Raw genomic sequence first — 14,869 nt, forward strand, 5'->3', positions numbered from 1 at the left:
CGCCCCCTCCCCCGCCGCGCTGGGGTGGTTATGACGGCGGATATCGCGGCTATGAGGGCGGTTATGGCTGGCGCGATGCGGGCTATGGCTATCGGCCGCACTACCGGCCGTACCGCCGCTGCTGGACGGAATATCGCGGCTGGGAGCGGGTCCGCATCTGCCGCTGATCGGAAGGGCATCGTCCTTCCTCCCCTGTCAGGGAGGAAGGCGGTGTCCCTTCAGTCCGAGCCGAAGATGTCGCGGGTGAACAGCTTGTCCGCGACATCGGCCAGCTCGGGATCGTTGCGGTTGGCGATGATGACGTCGCTGTCCTGCTTGAATCGGCCCAGGTCGCGGTACACACGCGATCCGAAGAACGCCTCGTCCTGCAGGGTCGGCTCGAAGACGACGACTTCGATCCCCTTGGCCTTGATCCGCTTCATGATGCCCTGGATCGAGGACTGGCGGAAATTGTCCGAGCCCGCCTTCATGGTCAGGCGGAAGATACCGACCCGCTTGGGCGCCCGCGCGATGATCTGGTCGGCCAGGAAATCCTTTCGCGTGCGATTGGCGTCGACGATCGCGCGGATCAGGTTCTGCGGCACGTTGGTGTAATTGGCCAGCAGCTGCTTGGTATCCTTGGGCAGGCAATAGCCGCCATAACCGAAGCTGGGATTGTTATAGTGCGTGCCGATGCGCGGATCGAGGCCGACGCCCTCGATGATCTGGCGCGTGTCCATGTCGCCGGCGATCGCATAGCTGTCGAGCTCGTTGAAGAAGGCGACGCGCATCGCGAGATAGGTGTTGGCGAACAGCTTGATCGCCTCGGCCTCGCGGGTGCCGGTGAACAGGACGGGAATGTCCTGCTTTTCCGCGCCTTGGACCAACAGGTCAGCGAAGACGCGCGCCCGCTCCGACTGTTCGCCGACAATGATCCGCGACGGGTGGAGATTGTCGTGCAGCGCGCGACCCTCGCGCAGGAATTCAGGGCTGAAGACGACTTGGTTGGTGAGCAGGCGCACGCGCACATCGTCGATGAAACCGACCGGGATCGTCGACTTGACGACCACGGTCGCTTGCGGCGCATGGGTCTTGGCCAGCGCGATGACCGCCTCGACCGAAGAGGTGTTGAAGCTGTTGGTGTCGATGTCGTAGTTGGTCGGCGTGGCGACGATGACGTAATCCGCGCCCGACAGCGCGTCCGCCGCATCGGTGGTCGCGGTCAGGTCCAGCGTGCGGCCGGTCAGAAAGTCCTGCAGCTCGGCATCGATGATCGGCGAGGTGCGCGCATTGACCATCGCTACCCGCTCGGGCGAGATGTCGACCGCGACGACCCGGTTATGCTGCGCCAGCAGCACCGCGTTGGACATTCCGACATAGCCGAGGCCGAAAACAGCGATCTTCATTCCATGCACCTTAGCCAAGAGGGAGACCGGCCCGCCGGCCCCCCCGCCATGCTTCATCGCCGGCCATGCCCGAAGGGCCCGGTCAGGGCAATTGCCAGGGTGCGAGGATGGGGGGACCTGTCCCGTTTCGCCACAATATCGGGCTCCCCATTCCTCCCCTGCGAGGGGAGGTGGCAGGCCGCAGGCCTGACGGAGGGGTGTCCCGCTATCGAGAGGGTGATACCCCTCCGACGCGCTACGCGCGCCACCTCCCCTTACAGGGGAGGAATAGCCATCTCCTTATAGCCCCAGCGCCTTCACTACCCGGGCCCAGCTGACATATTTGAAGTTCTGCGTGTCCGGCGCGTTGTCGCCGTCCTGCGCGACGAACAGGCCCTTGGGGTAGTCGGGCCCGAAATCGCCCAGCACCAGCTCGATCCCGTCGGTCTCGCTGGTCCCGTCGATCGCGCCGCCCCCGATGCGGAAGCGCCCGGCATAGGCCATGTCGGGCAGGCGGTAGACGGTATAGGCGCTGTCGCCCTGGCTGGAGACGACCAGATAGCCGCCCGTCGCGCCCTTGGGCGCGAGTGCCAATCCTTCGGCATCGGCGACGAGGGTGCGGCCGTCCACCTTGGCGATCGGGGTCGCGGTGGTCGGCGCGGCGGGGTCAGCCGCGAAGCGCCACAGCCCGACATCCTCCTCGGCGACATAGAGCTGGCCGGTGCGATCGTCGACCACGCAGCCCTCCGCCTGGGTGCCGAGCTTCATGCTGCGTACCGTGTCCACGCGCGGGGTTGCACCCGACAGGTCGATACGGACCTGGTCGATCCGCCCGTCCTTCAGCACGACAAAGCCGAACAGCGCCTGGTCGCTGGCGCGGGTCCACAGGCACATGCCATAGGCCTCGCCCGCTCCCACCGGATAGCGGCCCATCGGCACCAGCCGGCCCGCAGAGGTGTCGAGGGTGAACAGCGCGACATGCGCGTTCGCCACATCCGCCCGGTCGCTGGCCGCGGCGATCACCCGCCCGTCCGCGAGCGTGCGCAGGTCGACATTGTTCAGCCGTGCGGCAGGCGTGAAGGACAGGCGCTTGCCCTTCAGGTCATAGACATGGATGCCGACCTTTTTGTCGGTGCCGATGACCAGGCTGGCGGCCGGGTCGGCCGCGTTGCGCCAGATCGCGGGATCGTCCGCCGCATCCGCCACGCTGTCGACCGGATCGGTCTCGGCCGTGGCGGCGATGACCGGGGCGGCGGCTTGCGGTGTGCTCGCGGGCACGCTGGCGCACCCGGCGAGCAGCAGGGTCAGGAAAGCGGCCCTCACAGCTTCACCCGCAGGCCGCCGAAGATCGTGTAGCCGAACTTCTCATATTCATAGGTACGATATCGCTCGCCGAAATAGCGCACGCCCGGCGTGTTGGTCAGGTTCTTGCCTTCGGCGAACAGGTTGATGCCCTCGGCCAGCTGCACGCTGCCCGTGACGTCGAGCTGGCCGCGCCCCTCCCAGTATAGGTCGAGCGCGGGGTTGTCGGCGTTGATCTCGTCCAGATAGTCGGAGCGCTTGGTATAGGCGACGCGCAGGTTCACGGGGCCGCGCTCATAGAAGACGCTGGCATTCCACATATGCGTCGACTGGCCCGGCAGCGCGAAGCGGCTGCGCCCGGCAAAGCTGCCGTCGAAGGTCGCATGCCCCTTGGTATAGGTATAGTTGGCGAACACGCCGAAGCCGCTGAGGAAGCCGGGCAGGAAGCTCAACTGCTGTTGCCAGTTCAGCTCGACGCCGTACAGCTCGCCCTTGCGCGCGTTGACCGGGCGGCTCAGGATCGCGCCGCCCACGCCGTTATACACGCCGGTGTTGGTCAGCGTGTAGCGATAGTCGGACAGGTCCTTATAGAAACCGTTGACCGAGATCACGCCCAGCGGCCGGATGTAATATTCCAGGCCCGCATCGGCATTGTTCGACAGGGTCGGCCGCAGGTCGGGATTGCCGAACTCGACGCGCACCGTGTTGCCCTCGGTCGTCTCCAGCACGCGCGGCGCGATCTGCGGGAAATTGGGACGGTTGATCGCGCGGCTCAGCGCGGCGCGCAGGATCAGATTGGGGGTGAAGGCCTGACGCAGCGTCAGGTTCGGGAAGAAATCGGCATAGCCATTATGCCCCCGGGCCGTGACGACCGCGCCGGTGCGCGAGACGCTGGGCGCGGTGCTTTCGAAATCGGTGGTCTCGACGCGCAGGCCCGCGACCAGCGTCGTGCCGTCCTTCACATATTTGGCCATGCCGAACAGGCCGAGGATCTTCTCCTCGGCGGTGTAATCGGCGGTCAGCGACTGCGGCAGGCGGCGTTGCGAAGCGGCCTTGGTCGCATCGAAATAGGCGTCCGCCAGCCCGGTGTCGAAGCGCTTGCCCAGGTCATAACCAAAGTTGCGCGAGTCCTCGTCGGACAACAGCCCCGCCAGCGTCTGGCTCGGCGCGGCCGAGGTCCGGCGGTCGCGGAACCGCTCTTCATCGGCGTTGATATGCCGCTCGCGATATTTGCCGCCGGTCGAGAAGGTCACCAGCTCTCCCACCGGCAGGTCGGTGCGGACCGCCAGCGTCAGCTCGTCATTCTTGGTGGTGTTCGACCGATAGGCATTCTCGCGGAACGCGAAGGTGCCGGTCTGGAGATGCTCCTTCGACGTGAATAGCGAATAGCTGGGCAGGTCGACATCGGCGAAGTCGTAGGAAAGCGTCGGCCGCAGCGACGAGCGGAACAGCAGCTCGTCACGGCGCGGATAGGTCTGCGAGCTTTCGCTATAGGCCACGTCCGCGCGGATCGTGCCCTCGCCCAGCCGCTGTTCGATACCCGCCGTCGCCGACCAGATTTCGTTCACCTGTTTGCGGTGGCGGACCTGCTTTTCGATGCGGGTGTTGCGATACGTGGCGGCGCGATCGGTCGATCCGGCCAGCAGCGTGCCCTCGCTCCACAGGATGCCAAGCCGGTCGCGAAACTCGTCATCCTCGAACCGGGCATAGGTGCCGCGCACCCAGGCATGGGTCATGTCCGACGGCCGCCACTCGAACGCGCCGGTGCCCGCGATCCGCTGGCGCTTGGTGTCGTAATCCTTGAACAGCGTCTCGGTGACGCGCAGGCCTGCCGGGGTCTGGCTCCAGGTGTTCTCGACATTGTCGGGGCGGCGATGCGTCATCGAATAGCTGCCCGAGAGCAGCAGGCCGAACTGGCGATCGGGGCCGAAGGTGTCACTGACCGCAGCCGATCCGCGATAGTCATGGCCCTTGCCGAACTGGTTGTAGCTCATTCCCGCCATGCCGGTCAGGGCAAAGCCCTTGCGATCGAAGGGCGAACGGGTGGTGATGTTGACCGCGCCCGCGATCGAGTCCGCATCCTGATACGGCAGCAGCGACTTGGTCACTTCCAGATTGGCAACGATGTCGGAGGGCAGCGTGTCCAGGTCGACCGCGCGCGTCGTCGGATCGACCGAGGGGATCTGGATGCCATCGACCGACACGGCCGACCATTCCGACGGCGCACCGCGCACGTTGATATAGCGGCCCTCGCCCTGGTCACGCTCGATGCCGACCCCCGGCGCGCGCTGCAGCGCTTCGGCGATATTGGGGTCGGGGAAGCGACCGATCGCGTCCGACGAAATGACGGTGATGGTGTTGTCCGCCGTCCGCTGCTGGTTGAGCGCGCGCGCGGTATTGTCGAGCAGCGAGGCGCCGGTGACGACGATCTCACCGCGCGGCCCCTCGGCGGTCGGCAGCGTCAGCGACAACGGGCGACCGCGCTCTGCCGCGGTGACGACCCGCGTGACCGGCGGGCGGCCGAGATAGTCGATCAGCAGGGTGACGTCGCTGGTCTCGTCCGGGGTGACCAGGCTGAACTCGCCCTGGAGGTTGGTGGTCGCCTGCGCACCCGTCCCCTCGACCGCGATGCGCGCGCCGGGCAGCGCGGTGCCGTTCGCGTCATAGACGCGGCCCGACAGGATCGGCCCCGACAGGGTGACGCCCGCAGGGGCGCTGTCTGGCGCCTCGGCCTGCGCGACCGTGGCGGCAAAGCCCAAGGCAATGAGTGAGGCCCCCGCGAGACCGCGGATGCCGGAACGGATGGCGTGCATGATGCTCCCCCTGGGTGCTGGTCGTGCCGACACCCTCCCCCAGGCGCCGGTCGTTCCCGCCCCCGTGGCGGCGCATTGTTACGCAAGCATGATGAAGTAATGACGGATGGATGACGGCACCGTCATCCATCCGTGAGACGGCGGATGTCCCCTTCCCCGCGCCGGAAAGGGAAGAAAGCGCTCACCCCTTTGTCAGGTACATCCCGCGCAGCTTTGCGATTTTGGCTGCATCCAGGCCCAGTTCGTCCTTCAGATAGCCCATGGTCCCGCCGGGATGACGGTCGGTGACCGCGAACACCGCGTCGATATAGCGGCGGTCGACACCGGCGAAGGTGCGGGCGGCCTCCGGCGATAGCTTGGCCCAGAAGCCGGTCGGGTGCGCGGGCGGTGGGGCCATGTGCTGGTTGGAGAGGAGATAATCCTCAATGATCGTCGCGCGCGGCACGCCCAGCGCGGTCAGGAGGAGTGCAGCGGCCACGCCCGTCCGGTCCTTGCCCGCCGTACAGTGAAAGGCGAGCGGCACGTCGCCCGCCAGCAGCTCGGCGAACATGCGGCGGTACTGGCCGTTGAACTGGTCGAGCAGCCTGGGATAGGTGGCGGTCATCGCGTCCACGACCTGCTCATGGGTCCAGGTCGCGGGGTCGCCGGGCAGCTGCATCGCGCTCATGTCCAGCGCATAATCGTCGCTCAGCACCTTGGGGCGGTGCCCGGCGGGCCACAGCGTCGGCTCGGTCGTGCGTTCGCGCGTGTCGCGAAAGTCGCAGACGGTGCGGATGCCCAGCTTTTGCAGGTACGTGTAATCCGCCGGGGTCAGGTCGTGCATCTGGCCCGAGCGATAGAGCAGCCCCCATTTCACCATCCGTCCATCGGCGGTGCGATAGCCGCCCAGATCGCGGAAATTGCGCCCGCCTTGCAGCGGCAGGACACGGGTCTGCGCCGCGTTCGCGACCGGAGCAGAGGCCGAAGCCCCCGCCCCCATCGGCCCACCCACCGGCACCGCCAGCACCATGGCAAGAGCGATCAGGCCACGCATCAGAACTTCACCCCGGCTTCGAGGCCATAGGTGCGCGGTTCGTTGAAGAAGCCCGACACGCCGGTCAGCGTGTTCAACCCCTTGTAGAACATATGCTGCTCGTTGAAGAGGTTGCGCGCCCAGGCCGACAGGGTCAGGCGTGCGCCGGTGTCGTTGAGCGCGATGTCGGCGACGCCGATCCGGCCGTTGACGACGAAGCCCGGATCGCCCTTGGGCTGGCTCACGCCCGGCGCGGGGTCGTTGTAATTGGCGTAGAAGCCGCTGTCGTAATTGGCGTCGAGATGCGCGATCAGATTATAGTCGCCCATCGGCCGGTCGTAATCGATCGATCCGCTGGCGGCGTGCGCCGGGGTATAGACTGGATAGATCTTGATCGGCGTCGTCACGATCACACCGCTCGCCCCTTGCGGGAACGGGTTCACCGTCGCCGGGATGGTGACGTCGTTATAGGAATAGCTGGCGCTGAGCGTCAGCCCGGTCATCGGCGCGACGGTCAGCTCGGCCTCGATCCCCTTGGCGCGGCCGGTGCCCGGTGCGTTGGTCGTCTCGATGGTGGTGCGGTTGGTCTGGAGCAGATTGCCCTGCGCATCGACCTGCAGGTAATTGGCCTGGAAGTCGATCTGGATCGCCTTGTACGCGCCGGTATAGGCGGCCAGGTTCAGGCGGACGCGGTGGTCGAGGAACTCGGTCTTGGCGCCGATCTCGAACATCGACAGCGTTTCCGGGTTGAACGGCGCATAGCGCAGCGAGCGCGAATTGGCGCCGCCCGACTTATACCCCTCCGACCATTTGCCATAGACATGGACGTCGTTCGTCACGTCATAGGCCAGCGTCAGCAGCGGATCGACGCGCGACCAGGCCGCGTCCAGCGTGCGCGGGGCGACCACGCCGTCGACATTGGGCGTCTTGCCGTTGACGATGAACAGCTGCCCCTTCTTCATGTCGCGGGTATAGCGCGCGCCGCCCGTGACGTGCAGCCGGTCGTCCAGGATCGCCGGGGTCCAGGTCGCCTGGCCGAACGCGCCGATGCTGCGCGTGGTGATCCGGCTGGCGCGGTCGAACGGCACGGTGGCGATGGCGTAGTTCGCGATGGTGGAGGCGGTGCCGTCCGCATTCCAGACATTGGTGTTGAACGCCTGGGCATTGTCTTCGGTATGCTCGCGATACGCCATCGCGCCCGCGACATATTTCAGGCGCGGCGCATCGCCGATCAGCTGGATTTCCTGGCTGAACTGGTTCTGCGCGAAGCCCGCCAGGCTGTAGCGGCTGAAGCTGCCGTTCGGCTTGAAGGTGGTGCTGTTCTGGCCGCCATTGTCATACTGGCTCTGGTCCAGCTCGCGATACGCGGTGATCGACTTCAGCTGCAATCCGGGCGCCAGGTCCAGGCCGAGCGTCAGGCGGTGGCCATGCGTCTTGCCGATGCTCTCCTGCTGCGGCACGCCGACGCTGGCGGTGCGCACCCGGTTCGGCTGGAGCGGCAAGGCGGGCGCGCGGGTCAGCGTGCCGGCGGTGATCGTCTGGAGATAGAGCGGGGTCGAGGCGTCATAGGAGGTGTCGAACGCATAGTCGGCGCTGACCCCGTCTTGCGGTTTCCACAGCACCTCGACATGCGCGCCGTGCCGGTCGAAGCCGTTGAAATCGGCCTGGCCGGGCAGCGGATTGTCGACCAGCCCGTCGCGCTTGGTGACGATGCCGTCCAGCTTGACCGCGAAATTATGCCATTCGGGCAGGTTCAGATGCCCCTCGATCTTGTGGCTGCCGTAATTGCCGATGCCCGCGGTCGCCGACAGGCCGAACTCGCCGGTCGGCTTCTTGGTCACGATGCTGACCGCGCCGCCCTCGGTATTGCGGCCGAACAGCGTGCCCTGCGGGCCCTTGAGCACCTCGATGCTCTCGATATCGTAGAGCGCGGTGCCCAGCCCCTGGGCGCGGCCTAGATACACGCCGTCGATATAGACACCGACGCCCTGGTCGCGCGCGGGCTGGTTGCTGTCGGCCAGCACACCGATGCCGCGGATGTTCATGATGAGCGCCGAGTTGCGCGAATAGAAGGGCGCGACACGGAGGCTCGGGATCGCGCCGTCCTGCAGGTCGACCAGCGACTGGACATGGCGGTTCTGCAAGTCCTCGGACGACAGGACCGAGATGGCGATCGGCGTCTTCTGCAGGCTCTGGGGGCGCTTCTCGGCTGTGACGATGACCTCGTTCAGCGAACCATCGGCATTGGTCTTCTGGTCGTCGGGCGCAATCGTCTTGGCCGGGTCGACCACCGGGTCGGCCGCCAGCGCAGGCGTGGCGAGCAGAAGGGCCAGTGCGCTGGACGCAAGACAGCGCCCCGCGAAACGCGGGTCGAACGAGATCATGATATGGATTCCCCCAAAGGACTGTGCGGCCGTCCCTTGGTATCGGATCGTTGCGACTTGATGACGTTATGGGGGAAGAATGCGGTTTTTATGATGACAATGATGTCATGAAATCCACCTCTTCCTCACGTCGAAGTACGGCGATCAACTTTCCGCCGTGATATGGAAGAATAGGTCATGCCGATTTGCCACGATCAGAAAAATAGCCACTCGACCATGTGATCTCGATCTCGCACGACCAGTTGCTCGGGATTCGCCAAAATCGGACAGCGGCGGTGACGGAATCAGAAAAGTCGTCCGCTCTCGCCCAACTGCGCTCACGCCGCCGGGTTGGCCCGCTTAGCGACCATGGCGCGCCGTCCCACGAGCGATTATGACCGACCGGTCAGGAGAATGGGGATTGAAGGAAGCCATCGGTTTTTCCAGCGAGGGAATGGACGAGGACCTCGCGTTCGACCGGTATCGCCAGCTCTATGCCGGAGGGGCAGATGTCATCCGGCTGGGTGGGCCGTTCCACGCACGCGTCACCGGCTGGCGTTTTCGCCACATGCTGCTGTTCGACCGGCACCTGTCGGGCATGGCGCATGTCCGCGAGGAACGGGTGCAGGCGGACGGCTTCGACCATATCGTGCTCCACCATGTCCTGTCGGGCACGCTGATCGGCGGACCACGCAGCGGGTTCGAGCGGGCCGGGCCGGGCGATATCGTCTTTCTCGACACGCGACGCGGCCACCGGACCGAGGCGCGCGACCTGCACGTCATCACCGCCAGCATCGCGCGGGAGCTGGCGCTGGCCGCGCTCGGCAGTTTGGGCGCACTGCACGGGCTGGTCGTGCAGGCCCCCGATACCGCGATGCTCAGCGACTTCCTGCAATCGCTGGTCCGCCATGCCCCCGCGCTGGACGACCGGCATGACGGCGCCTTTGCCCGCGCGCTGATCGAACTGCTGCCGACCGCGCTGGGCGGCCCCCGCGACGTCGCGGTCGAGGCGCGGCGTCAGGACCATCTGCGCCGCGAGGCCGTCGAGCAGTTGATCGACCGAGAGTTGGCCAATCCGAACCTGACCGGCGCAGTCGTGGCGGAACGGGTCGGGGTGTCGCGCGCGACGCTTTACCGCCTGTATCAACGCAGCGGCGGGATCGCGAGCCATGTGCGCCGACGCCGCATCGATGCGGTCCGCCGCGCGCTGGAGGGCGCTGAGGAGCGGGGGCTGGACGAGCTGGCGCGGGATTATGGCCTGGGTGACGTGGCGGGACTGGTCCGCGCCTTTCGCGCCGACCAGGGGACCGACCCGACCGAGTACCGCGCGCGCTTCCGCCGGGACCAGGGCGATGCGGTGGAGACGGGCACCCGCCGCTGGAACGGCTGGATGCACGAACTGGATTAAGCGCCTGCGAAGCCGGTGGAAGCGGGAGTTTCGCAAAGGGTGTTCCGTCAGGCCTGGCGACCTGCCATCTCGCCTTCCTGGGGGCGATCGCCTCTATCGGCCCGCATCGCCACCAGCCCAGCCCCACACCCTACCAGCCCGGTCACCCCCAGCACCCGACCGATCGCGTCGGCCAGGCCGGTCGGCCCGGCGATCGCCTGGGCGGCCGCGCCGACCGCCCAGGGGCCGAGCGCAGTGCCGAGCAGCGTGACGAGGGTCAGGAAGATCGCCGTCGTCTCGACCCGCAGATCGGGCGGCACCCTCTGCTGTAACCCGATCAGGCCGTTGGCCAGCGTGATCGACAGCCCGACGACCGCCACCACCAGCGCGGCGAGCGCCAGCATCAGATCGCTCGCACGGGTCAGCGGCCACAGTGCCAGGGTCGCCACTGCCAGCCCTAGCAGCATCAGTGCGGGCGCCCCCCTGCCCCAGCGATCGGCGAGCATGCCGCCCAGAACGTGCCCGAACGCCCCGGCCAGCATCATCGCCAGCCCGACATACAGACCCGCGCGGGGCGGCGTCAGGCCGTGGAGACGGATCAGCAGGCTGGCCGACCAGCTGGTCAGCGACTGGATCACCAGCACCGCGCACAACGCCGCCAGGATATGGGGCAGCAGCACGCGCGCATCGGCGATCATCCGGCGCAGCGCCTCGCCCATAGGCTGCCCGCCGCCCTGCGGTCGCGCGTCGGGCGATGCCATTCGCGACAGCACCAGCGCCAGCGGCAGGCCGATCGCGCCGCCTGCGACGAACACCGCCCGCCATGGCGCGACCGCCCCGCCGAGCAGCGCGAAGAGCGCCAGCAGCGCGCCGCCCCCGATCATGGCCAGCCCCCGGCCCAGCGACGCTCCTCCGGTGAACAGGCTGATCCCGCGCCCGCGATGCGCTGGCGCGATGGCGGCGACGATCAGGCCCATCGCGGCGGGGCCGATCGCGGCCTGGGCCAGGCCCAGCATCATGCGCGCCCCCGCCAGCATCCCGCCCGATGTCGCCAGACCGCAGGCGATGGTCGCGACGCTAGACCCCGCCAGCGCGACGGCGAGCAGCCGCGCCAGCGGCCAGCGGCGCGCCAGCAGGATCATCGGGATGATGGCGACGCCGTTGACGATGGCAAAGGCGGGGCCCTGCAACGCGCCGATCACCGCATCGCCCAGGCCCAGATCGGCCTTGATCGGCTCGATCAGGATCGACAGCAGAAAGCGGTCGCCGACCGCCAGCATATGAACCAGCGCCATCAGCCACGCGACGCGATAGCCCTGATGCCGGGGAAGAGGGGGCAAGCGGACTCCTTCGTCAGTATCCGGTGACCGACCGCGTCGCCAAGTCCGCCGGGGGCCGATCCCAATATCGATCCCTTTCCTCTTCGGCATAGAACGGCGCATCGTCTTCGGAAAGTCCGATGCTAACCCGCTCCGGGCCTACCGCCGTCATCAACGGGGCCGCCGCGTCCCAGTCGGCATCCAGCCAGGTCGCACGATCCCCGGCCGCGATCACCACCGGCATGACGGGAAAGGAGCCATCGGTCGGACAGGCCAGCATCGCGAAACAGCGCGCATCGCCGGTGTCGCGCCACAGGCCCGCGATGGTGAAGAGGGGTTCGTCGACCATGGTGAACCAGCCCGACCGTCCGTCGCGCCCGTCACGGGGCGGCAGCGGCGCGGCGCAAGCGGTGACCGGGATCAGGCAGCGCTGCGCCGGACGCGTCGCCAGGCGCCGCCACCAGGGCAGCGACACGCTGAGAATCCAGGTCGTCGGCCAGCATCCCGCACCCCCGCTGATATCCCAGCGCTGGGTATCCAGGCTCAAGCCGACGCTTTCCGGCGTCCGGCGCAACACAAAGGCGGGCTGGCTGGGAAGCAGCTCGCCCAGATGCGACCAGTTGCCCCACGATCCTTGCGCGGCCCCGTCCAGCCCGAAAGTCCGGCCCAGCGCCTCCGCCGTCCGGTCCAGCATCGCGCGGTCGCGCCCGTGCGGCTTAGGGCTGGGACGCAGCGGATAGATCGACATGGGGACGGTTCGGTACGGTCCAGATCCAATGGCGGCGCGTCGACGAGTAACGGCGCTGCACCCGCCGACAAATCAGCATGTGGCGGCGATGGTCGCTCTGCAACTGGACGAAGCCGAACAGCAGAAACACGGTCTGCCAGTTGCGGTGGCGCCGAAAGGGAATGGCAACGGGCAGGGCGAACACGATCGGCCTTTGACAACATGGAGGAAGGACGGCGGACGACTGGCGTTGAGACAGTCCGTCCGCTTCGGCTTTAATCCTGTAGGTCAATCGGTTGGCAGTGCCCATGGGCCACGCCCCCATGTCTCACCGTTGAGACGGTCGACGCCGGAACCTTTCGATCGCCCCTTGCCGGGTGGCGTGCTCCCCCTTCCTATACTGACGGAATGGCGCTCCCGATCGCTTGGGCGGCCAACCCGCGGACATCGACCCGCGCCTTCAACCGGGCGCAGAGCAGCGCGGTCCCGCTGACCTTGCGCTGGACGAACAGCGTCTCGACATGCGGGACGTGCCAGGTGTCGCGGTCGGCGATCATCGGCCGGGTCTCCTCGCGCACCACCGGCACGAAGGCGCGGTCGCCGAAGTCGAATGGGCCCGGCCTCGCCATCGTGTCGTCGATCGCGGCGATGATCCGGTCGACCGCCGGGCGGTGCGCGGCGACCGCCTTCTCGCCCAGAAAGCCCGTCTCTACCGCGATCTCGCGAATCCGGTCGCGGTCATGCGCCAGGCCCGCCTCGATCAACCGCCGATAGGAGGCGGCGGTCTCGGGCGGCACGTCGCGCGCCGCGCCGAAATCGAGCAGCACCAGCCGTCCCGTCTCCGCTTGCCAGCGATAATTGGCAAAGTTCGGATCGGTCTGCATCATGCCGAAGTCGAATAGCTCGCGTAAGACCAGCTGGATCAGCGCAGTCATCGCGGTGTCGCGGGTCGCCTGGGGTGCCTCCGCCAGTGTCTCGACCGACTGGCCGGGCACGAAGTCCATCGCCAGGACAAGCGGCGTCGTCAGCTCGGGGACCGGCGACGGCACGACATAGCGCGGATCGCCCGCCAGATGCGCGCCGTACACCCGCATCCGGTCGGCCTCGCGGATATAATCGGCTTCCTCGGCCAGCTGGCGCTTGGCTTCCTCGAGCAGCGGCTTCAGGTCGATCGAGGGGGGCACCAGGTTCGACACGCGCAGCAGCGTGGCCACATTGTCGACGTCCGACCCGATGCTGTCCCGCACGCCCGGATATTGCACCTTGATCGCCAGCACCCGGCCGTCAGGCAGCGTCGCCCGGTGGACCTGCCCGATCGAGGCGGCGGCCATCGGCGCAGCCTCGAAATGGCGGAACTTGCGACGCCAGTCGGGGCCCCACTCGGCCCTCAGCACCTTGTCGAGCTGCGCAGGCGGCATCCGGTACGCCTGGTCGCGCAGCCGCGCCAGGATAGTCTGCAACTCGGGCGGCAGCAGGTCGCCCGCGTCCATCGAGATCATCTGACCCAGCTTCATCGCCGCGCCGCGCAGGTGCGACAGCCGATCGGCGACGCGGGCGGCGTTGCCGGGGGTCAGGATCAGGTCACCGAGCCGGGGCCGTTCGCCCTGGGCCAGCCGCCGCGCGCCCTCGGCCAGCATCCCGCCAGCGACGCCGCCCGCCAGGCGGCCGAACGCGCCCGCACGGGCGAAGCGGCCGCTGGGGACCGCACGATGCTGGGTGGGATCATCCGTCATGCCCCGACATAGCGGCGGGCGCGCGGCTTGGTTCCCCCCACGGGCGCGCGATCACCCAGGCGGCCAGTATGACGACGAAGGGCATGGCCGGATAATGATAGCGCGTCTGGCCGGTAAAGCCGAAGGCGAGCGCGGTGCAGAATAGCGGCATCACGCCCGCGACCAGCATTTCCGCGCCCTGGCGCCCCGCCCACGCCGCGCGCGCCGCCAGCCCGATGCCGATGGCCGCCAGCCCGAGCAGCGCCATGTAGAAGAGCTGGTTCACCCCTTGCGCGATCTTCCACAGCGTCTCGCGTTCGGGATGGCTGGCGTCGAGCGACCAGAAGGCATCGCCGTCCTTCATCCAGAGCAGCGCGACCTTGCGCACTCCCAGCAGCCCCCAACGGACGGGATGCGCGGCGATCCAGTCGGTCGCCATCGCCTTCAACCGGCGGTCAATCTCGACCTGTCGCGGCACCCGCTCGGCAAAGGGAATGCCGACCTGCGCCCAGAGGAGGGACTTTTCGACCTGGAAATAGCCGCCATCGGCCAGGTCGTTGGCCCCGGCCTGCAGCGCGACGCCGCCATTGGTCGACACCAGCACGGGCGCGCCCAGCACCGCGCGGTTGCGCATCGTCCACGGCGCGACGAGGACCGCCATCCCCGCCACGATCAACACCAGCAGCAGCAACGCCCGCCGCCAGTCCACGCCCCGCGACAACCACAAAGCGCCGACCAGAAAGGGCGGAAACAGCATCGTCTGCGGCCGCATCAGCATCGCCGCCCCCAGCACCAGCCCGCCGACGAACGCCCAGTTGAGGCCCTGGCTCTTATACAAATCTGACCCTACCGACGATCTTACGCCTTGAA

General features: G+C 67.5%; 10 protein-coding genes and 1 pseudogene. 1 reads left to right on the top strand and 10 read right to left on the bottom strand.

Annotation, left to right across the window (positions count from 1 at the left end):
* Positions 1–218: 218 nt before the first annotated feature.
* From SB4_RS18260 to SB4_RS18280, 5 genes are all read right to left on the bottom strand, one after another.
* Positions 219–1,385 (bottom strand): nucleotide sugar dehydrogenase, encoded by a 1,167-nt coding sequence (locus tag SB4_RS18260; RefSeq protein WP_058753702.1) that lies wholly within the window; start codon positions 1,383–1,385, stop codon positions 219–221.
* A gap of 279 nt (positions 1,386–1,664) precedes the next feature.
* Positions 1,665–2,687 carry a phytase gene (locus SB4_RS18265; protein ID WP_193753885.1) on the bottom strand — a complete coding sequence of 341 codons (1,023 nt, stop codon included), beginning with the start codon at positions 2,685–2,687 and terminating at the stop codon, positions 1,665–1,667.
* Positions 2,684–5,479 carry a TonB-dependent receptor gene (locus tag SB4_RS18270; protein ID WP_206598029.1) on the bottom strand — a complete coding sequence of 932 codons (2,796 nt, stop codon included), beginning with the start codon at positions 5,477–5,479 and terminating at the stop codon, positions 2,684–2,686. Before SB4_RS18270 ends, SB4_RS18265 begins: the two co-directional genes overlap by 4 nt.
* Positions 5,480–5,660: 181 nt before the next feature.
* Positions 5,661–6,512, bottom strand: coding sequence for a tyrosine-protein phosphatase (locus SB4_RS18275; protein ID WP_058753703.1), 852 nt, complete (start codon positions 6,510–6,512; stop codon positions 5,661–5,663).
* Positions 6,512–8,875 carry a TonB-dependent receptor gene (locus tag SB4_RS18280; RefSeq protein WP_058753704.1) on the bottom strand — a complete coding sequence of 788 codons (2,364 nt, stop codon included), beginning with the start codon at positions 8,873–8,875 and terminating at the stop codon, positions 6,512–6,514. The genes SB4_RS18275 and SB4_RS18280 overlap by 1 nt, the downstream gene beginning before the upstream one ends.
* A gap of 373 nt (positions 8,876–9,248) precedes the next feature.
* On the opposite strand from SB4_RS18280, the gene SB4_RS18285 reads away from it, so the two are divergent.
* A complete protein-coding gene (locus SB4_RS18285; RefSeq protein WP_153006338.1) occupies positions 9,249–10,262 on the top strand; it encodes a helix-turn-helix domain-containing protein in 1,014 nt (337 codons plus the stop codon).
* 47 nt (positions 10,263–10,309) lie between these two features.
* On the opposite strand, the gene SB4_RS18290 is transcribed toward SB4_RS18285, so the two are convergent.
* The 5 genes and pseudogenes from SB4_RS18290 to SB4_RS18310 all read right to left on the bottom strand — a co-directional run.
* Entirely contained in the window at positions 10,310–11,581 is a 1,272-nt protein-coding gene (locus SB4_RS18290) for an MFS transporter (RefSeq protein WP_193753886.1), read from the bottom strand.
* A gap of 13 nt (positions 11,582–11,594) precedes the next feature.
* Entirely contained in the window at positions 11,595–12,308 is a 714-nt protein-coding gene (locus SB4_RS18295) for an SOS response-associated peptidase family protein (protein ID WP_058753707.1), read from the bottom strand.
* Positions 12,277–12,492: a hypothetical protein gene (locus SB4_RS20160; RefSeq protein ID WP_058753708.1), complete on the bottom strand. Its 216-nt coding sequence runs from the start codon at positions 12,490–12,492 to the stop codon at positions 12,277–12,279. Before SB4_RS20160 ends, SB4_RS18295 begins: the two co-directional genes overlap by 32 nt.
* 190 nt (positions 12,493–12,682) lie before the next feature.
* On the bottom strand, positions 12,683–14,020 hold the full coding sequence (locus SB4_RS18305) for an ABC1 kinase family protein (RefSeq protein ID WP_058753709.1): 1,338 nt from the start codon (positions 14,018–14,020) through the stop codon (positions 12,683–12,685).
* A pseudogene (locus tag SB4_RS18310) lies at positions 14,010–14,869 on the bottom strand (hypothetical protein); the annotation flags it as partial. The gene SB4_RS18305 and the pseudogene SB4_RS18310, both read right to left, overlap by 11 nt.

The organism is Sphingomonas sanguinis (genome assembly GCF_001476905.1).
Classification (GTDB): domain Bacteria; phylum Pseudomonadota; class Alphaproteobacteria; order Sphingomonadales; family Sphingomonadaceae; genus Sphingomonas; species Sphingomonas sanguinis_B.

Bases quoted from the DNA above. Each gene is read 5' to 3' on its own strand.
- SB4_RS18260 (WP_058753702.1), bottom strand. From the start codon at position 1,385: ATGAAGATCGCTGTTTTCGGCCTCGGCTATGTCGGAATGTCCAACGCG.
- SB4_RS18270 (WP_206598029.1), bottom strand. From the start codon at position 5,479: ATGCACGCCATCCGTTCCGGCATCCGCGGTCTCGCGGGGGCCTCACTC.
- SB4_RS18275 (WP_058753703.1), bottom strand. From the start codon at position 6,512: ATGCGTGGCCTGATCGCTCTTGCCATGGTGCTGGCGGTGCCGGTGGGT.
- SB4_RS18280 (WP_058753704.1), bottom strand. From the start codon at position 8,875: ATGATCTCGTTCGACCCGCGTTTCGCGGGGCGCTGTCTTGCGTCCAGC.
- SB4_RS18285 (WP_153006338.1), top strand. From the start codon at position 9,249: ATGACCGACCGGTCAGGAGAATGGGGATTGAAGGAAGCCATCGGTTTT.
- SB4_RS18295 (WP_058753707.1), bottom strand. From the start codon at position 12,308: ATGTCGATCTATCCGCTGCGTCCCAGCCCTAAGCCGCACGGGCGCGAC.
- SB4_RS18305 (WP_058753709.1), bottom strand. From the start codon at position 14,020: ATGACGGATGATCCCACCCAGCATCGTGCGGTCCCCAGCGGCCGCTTC.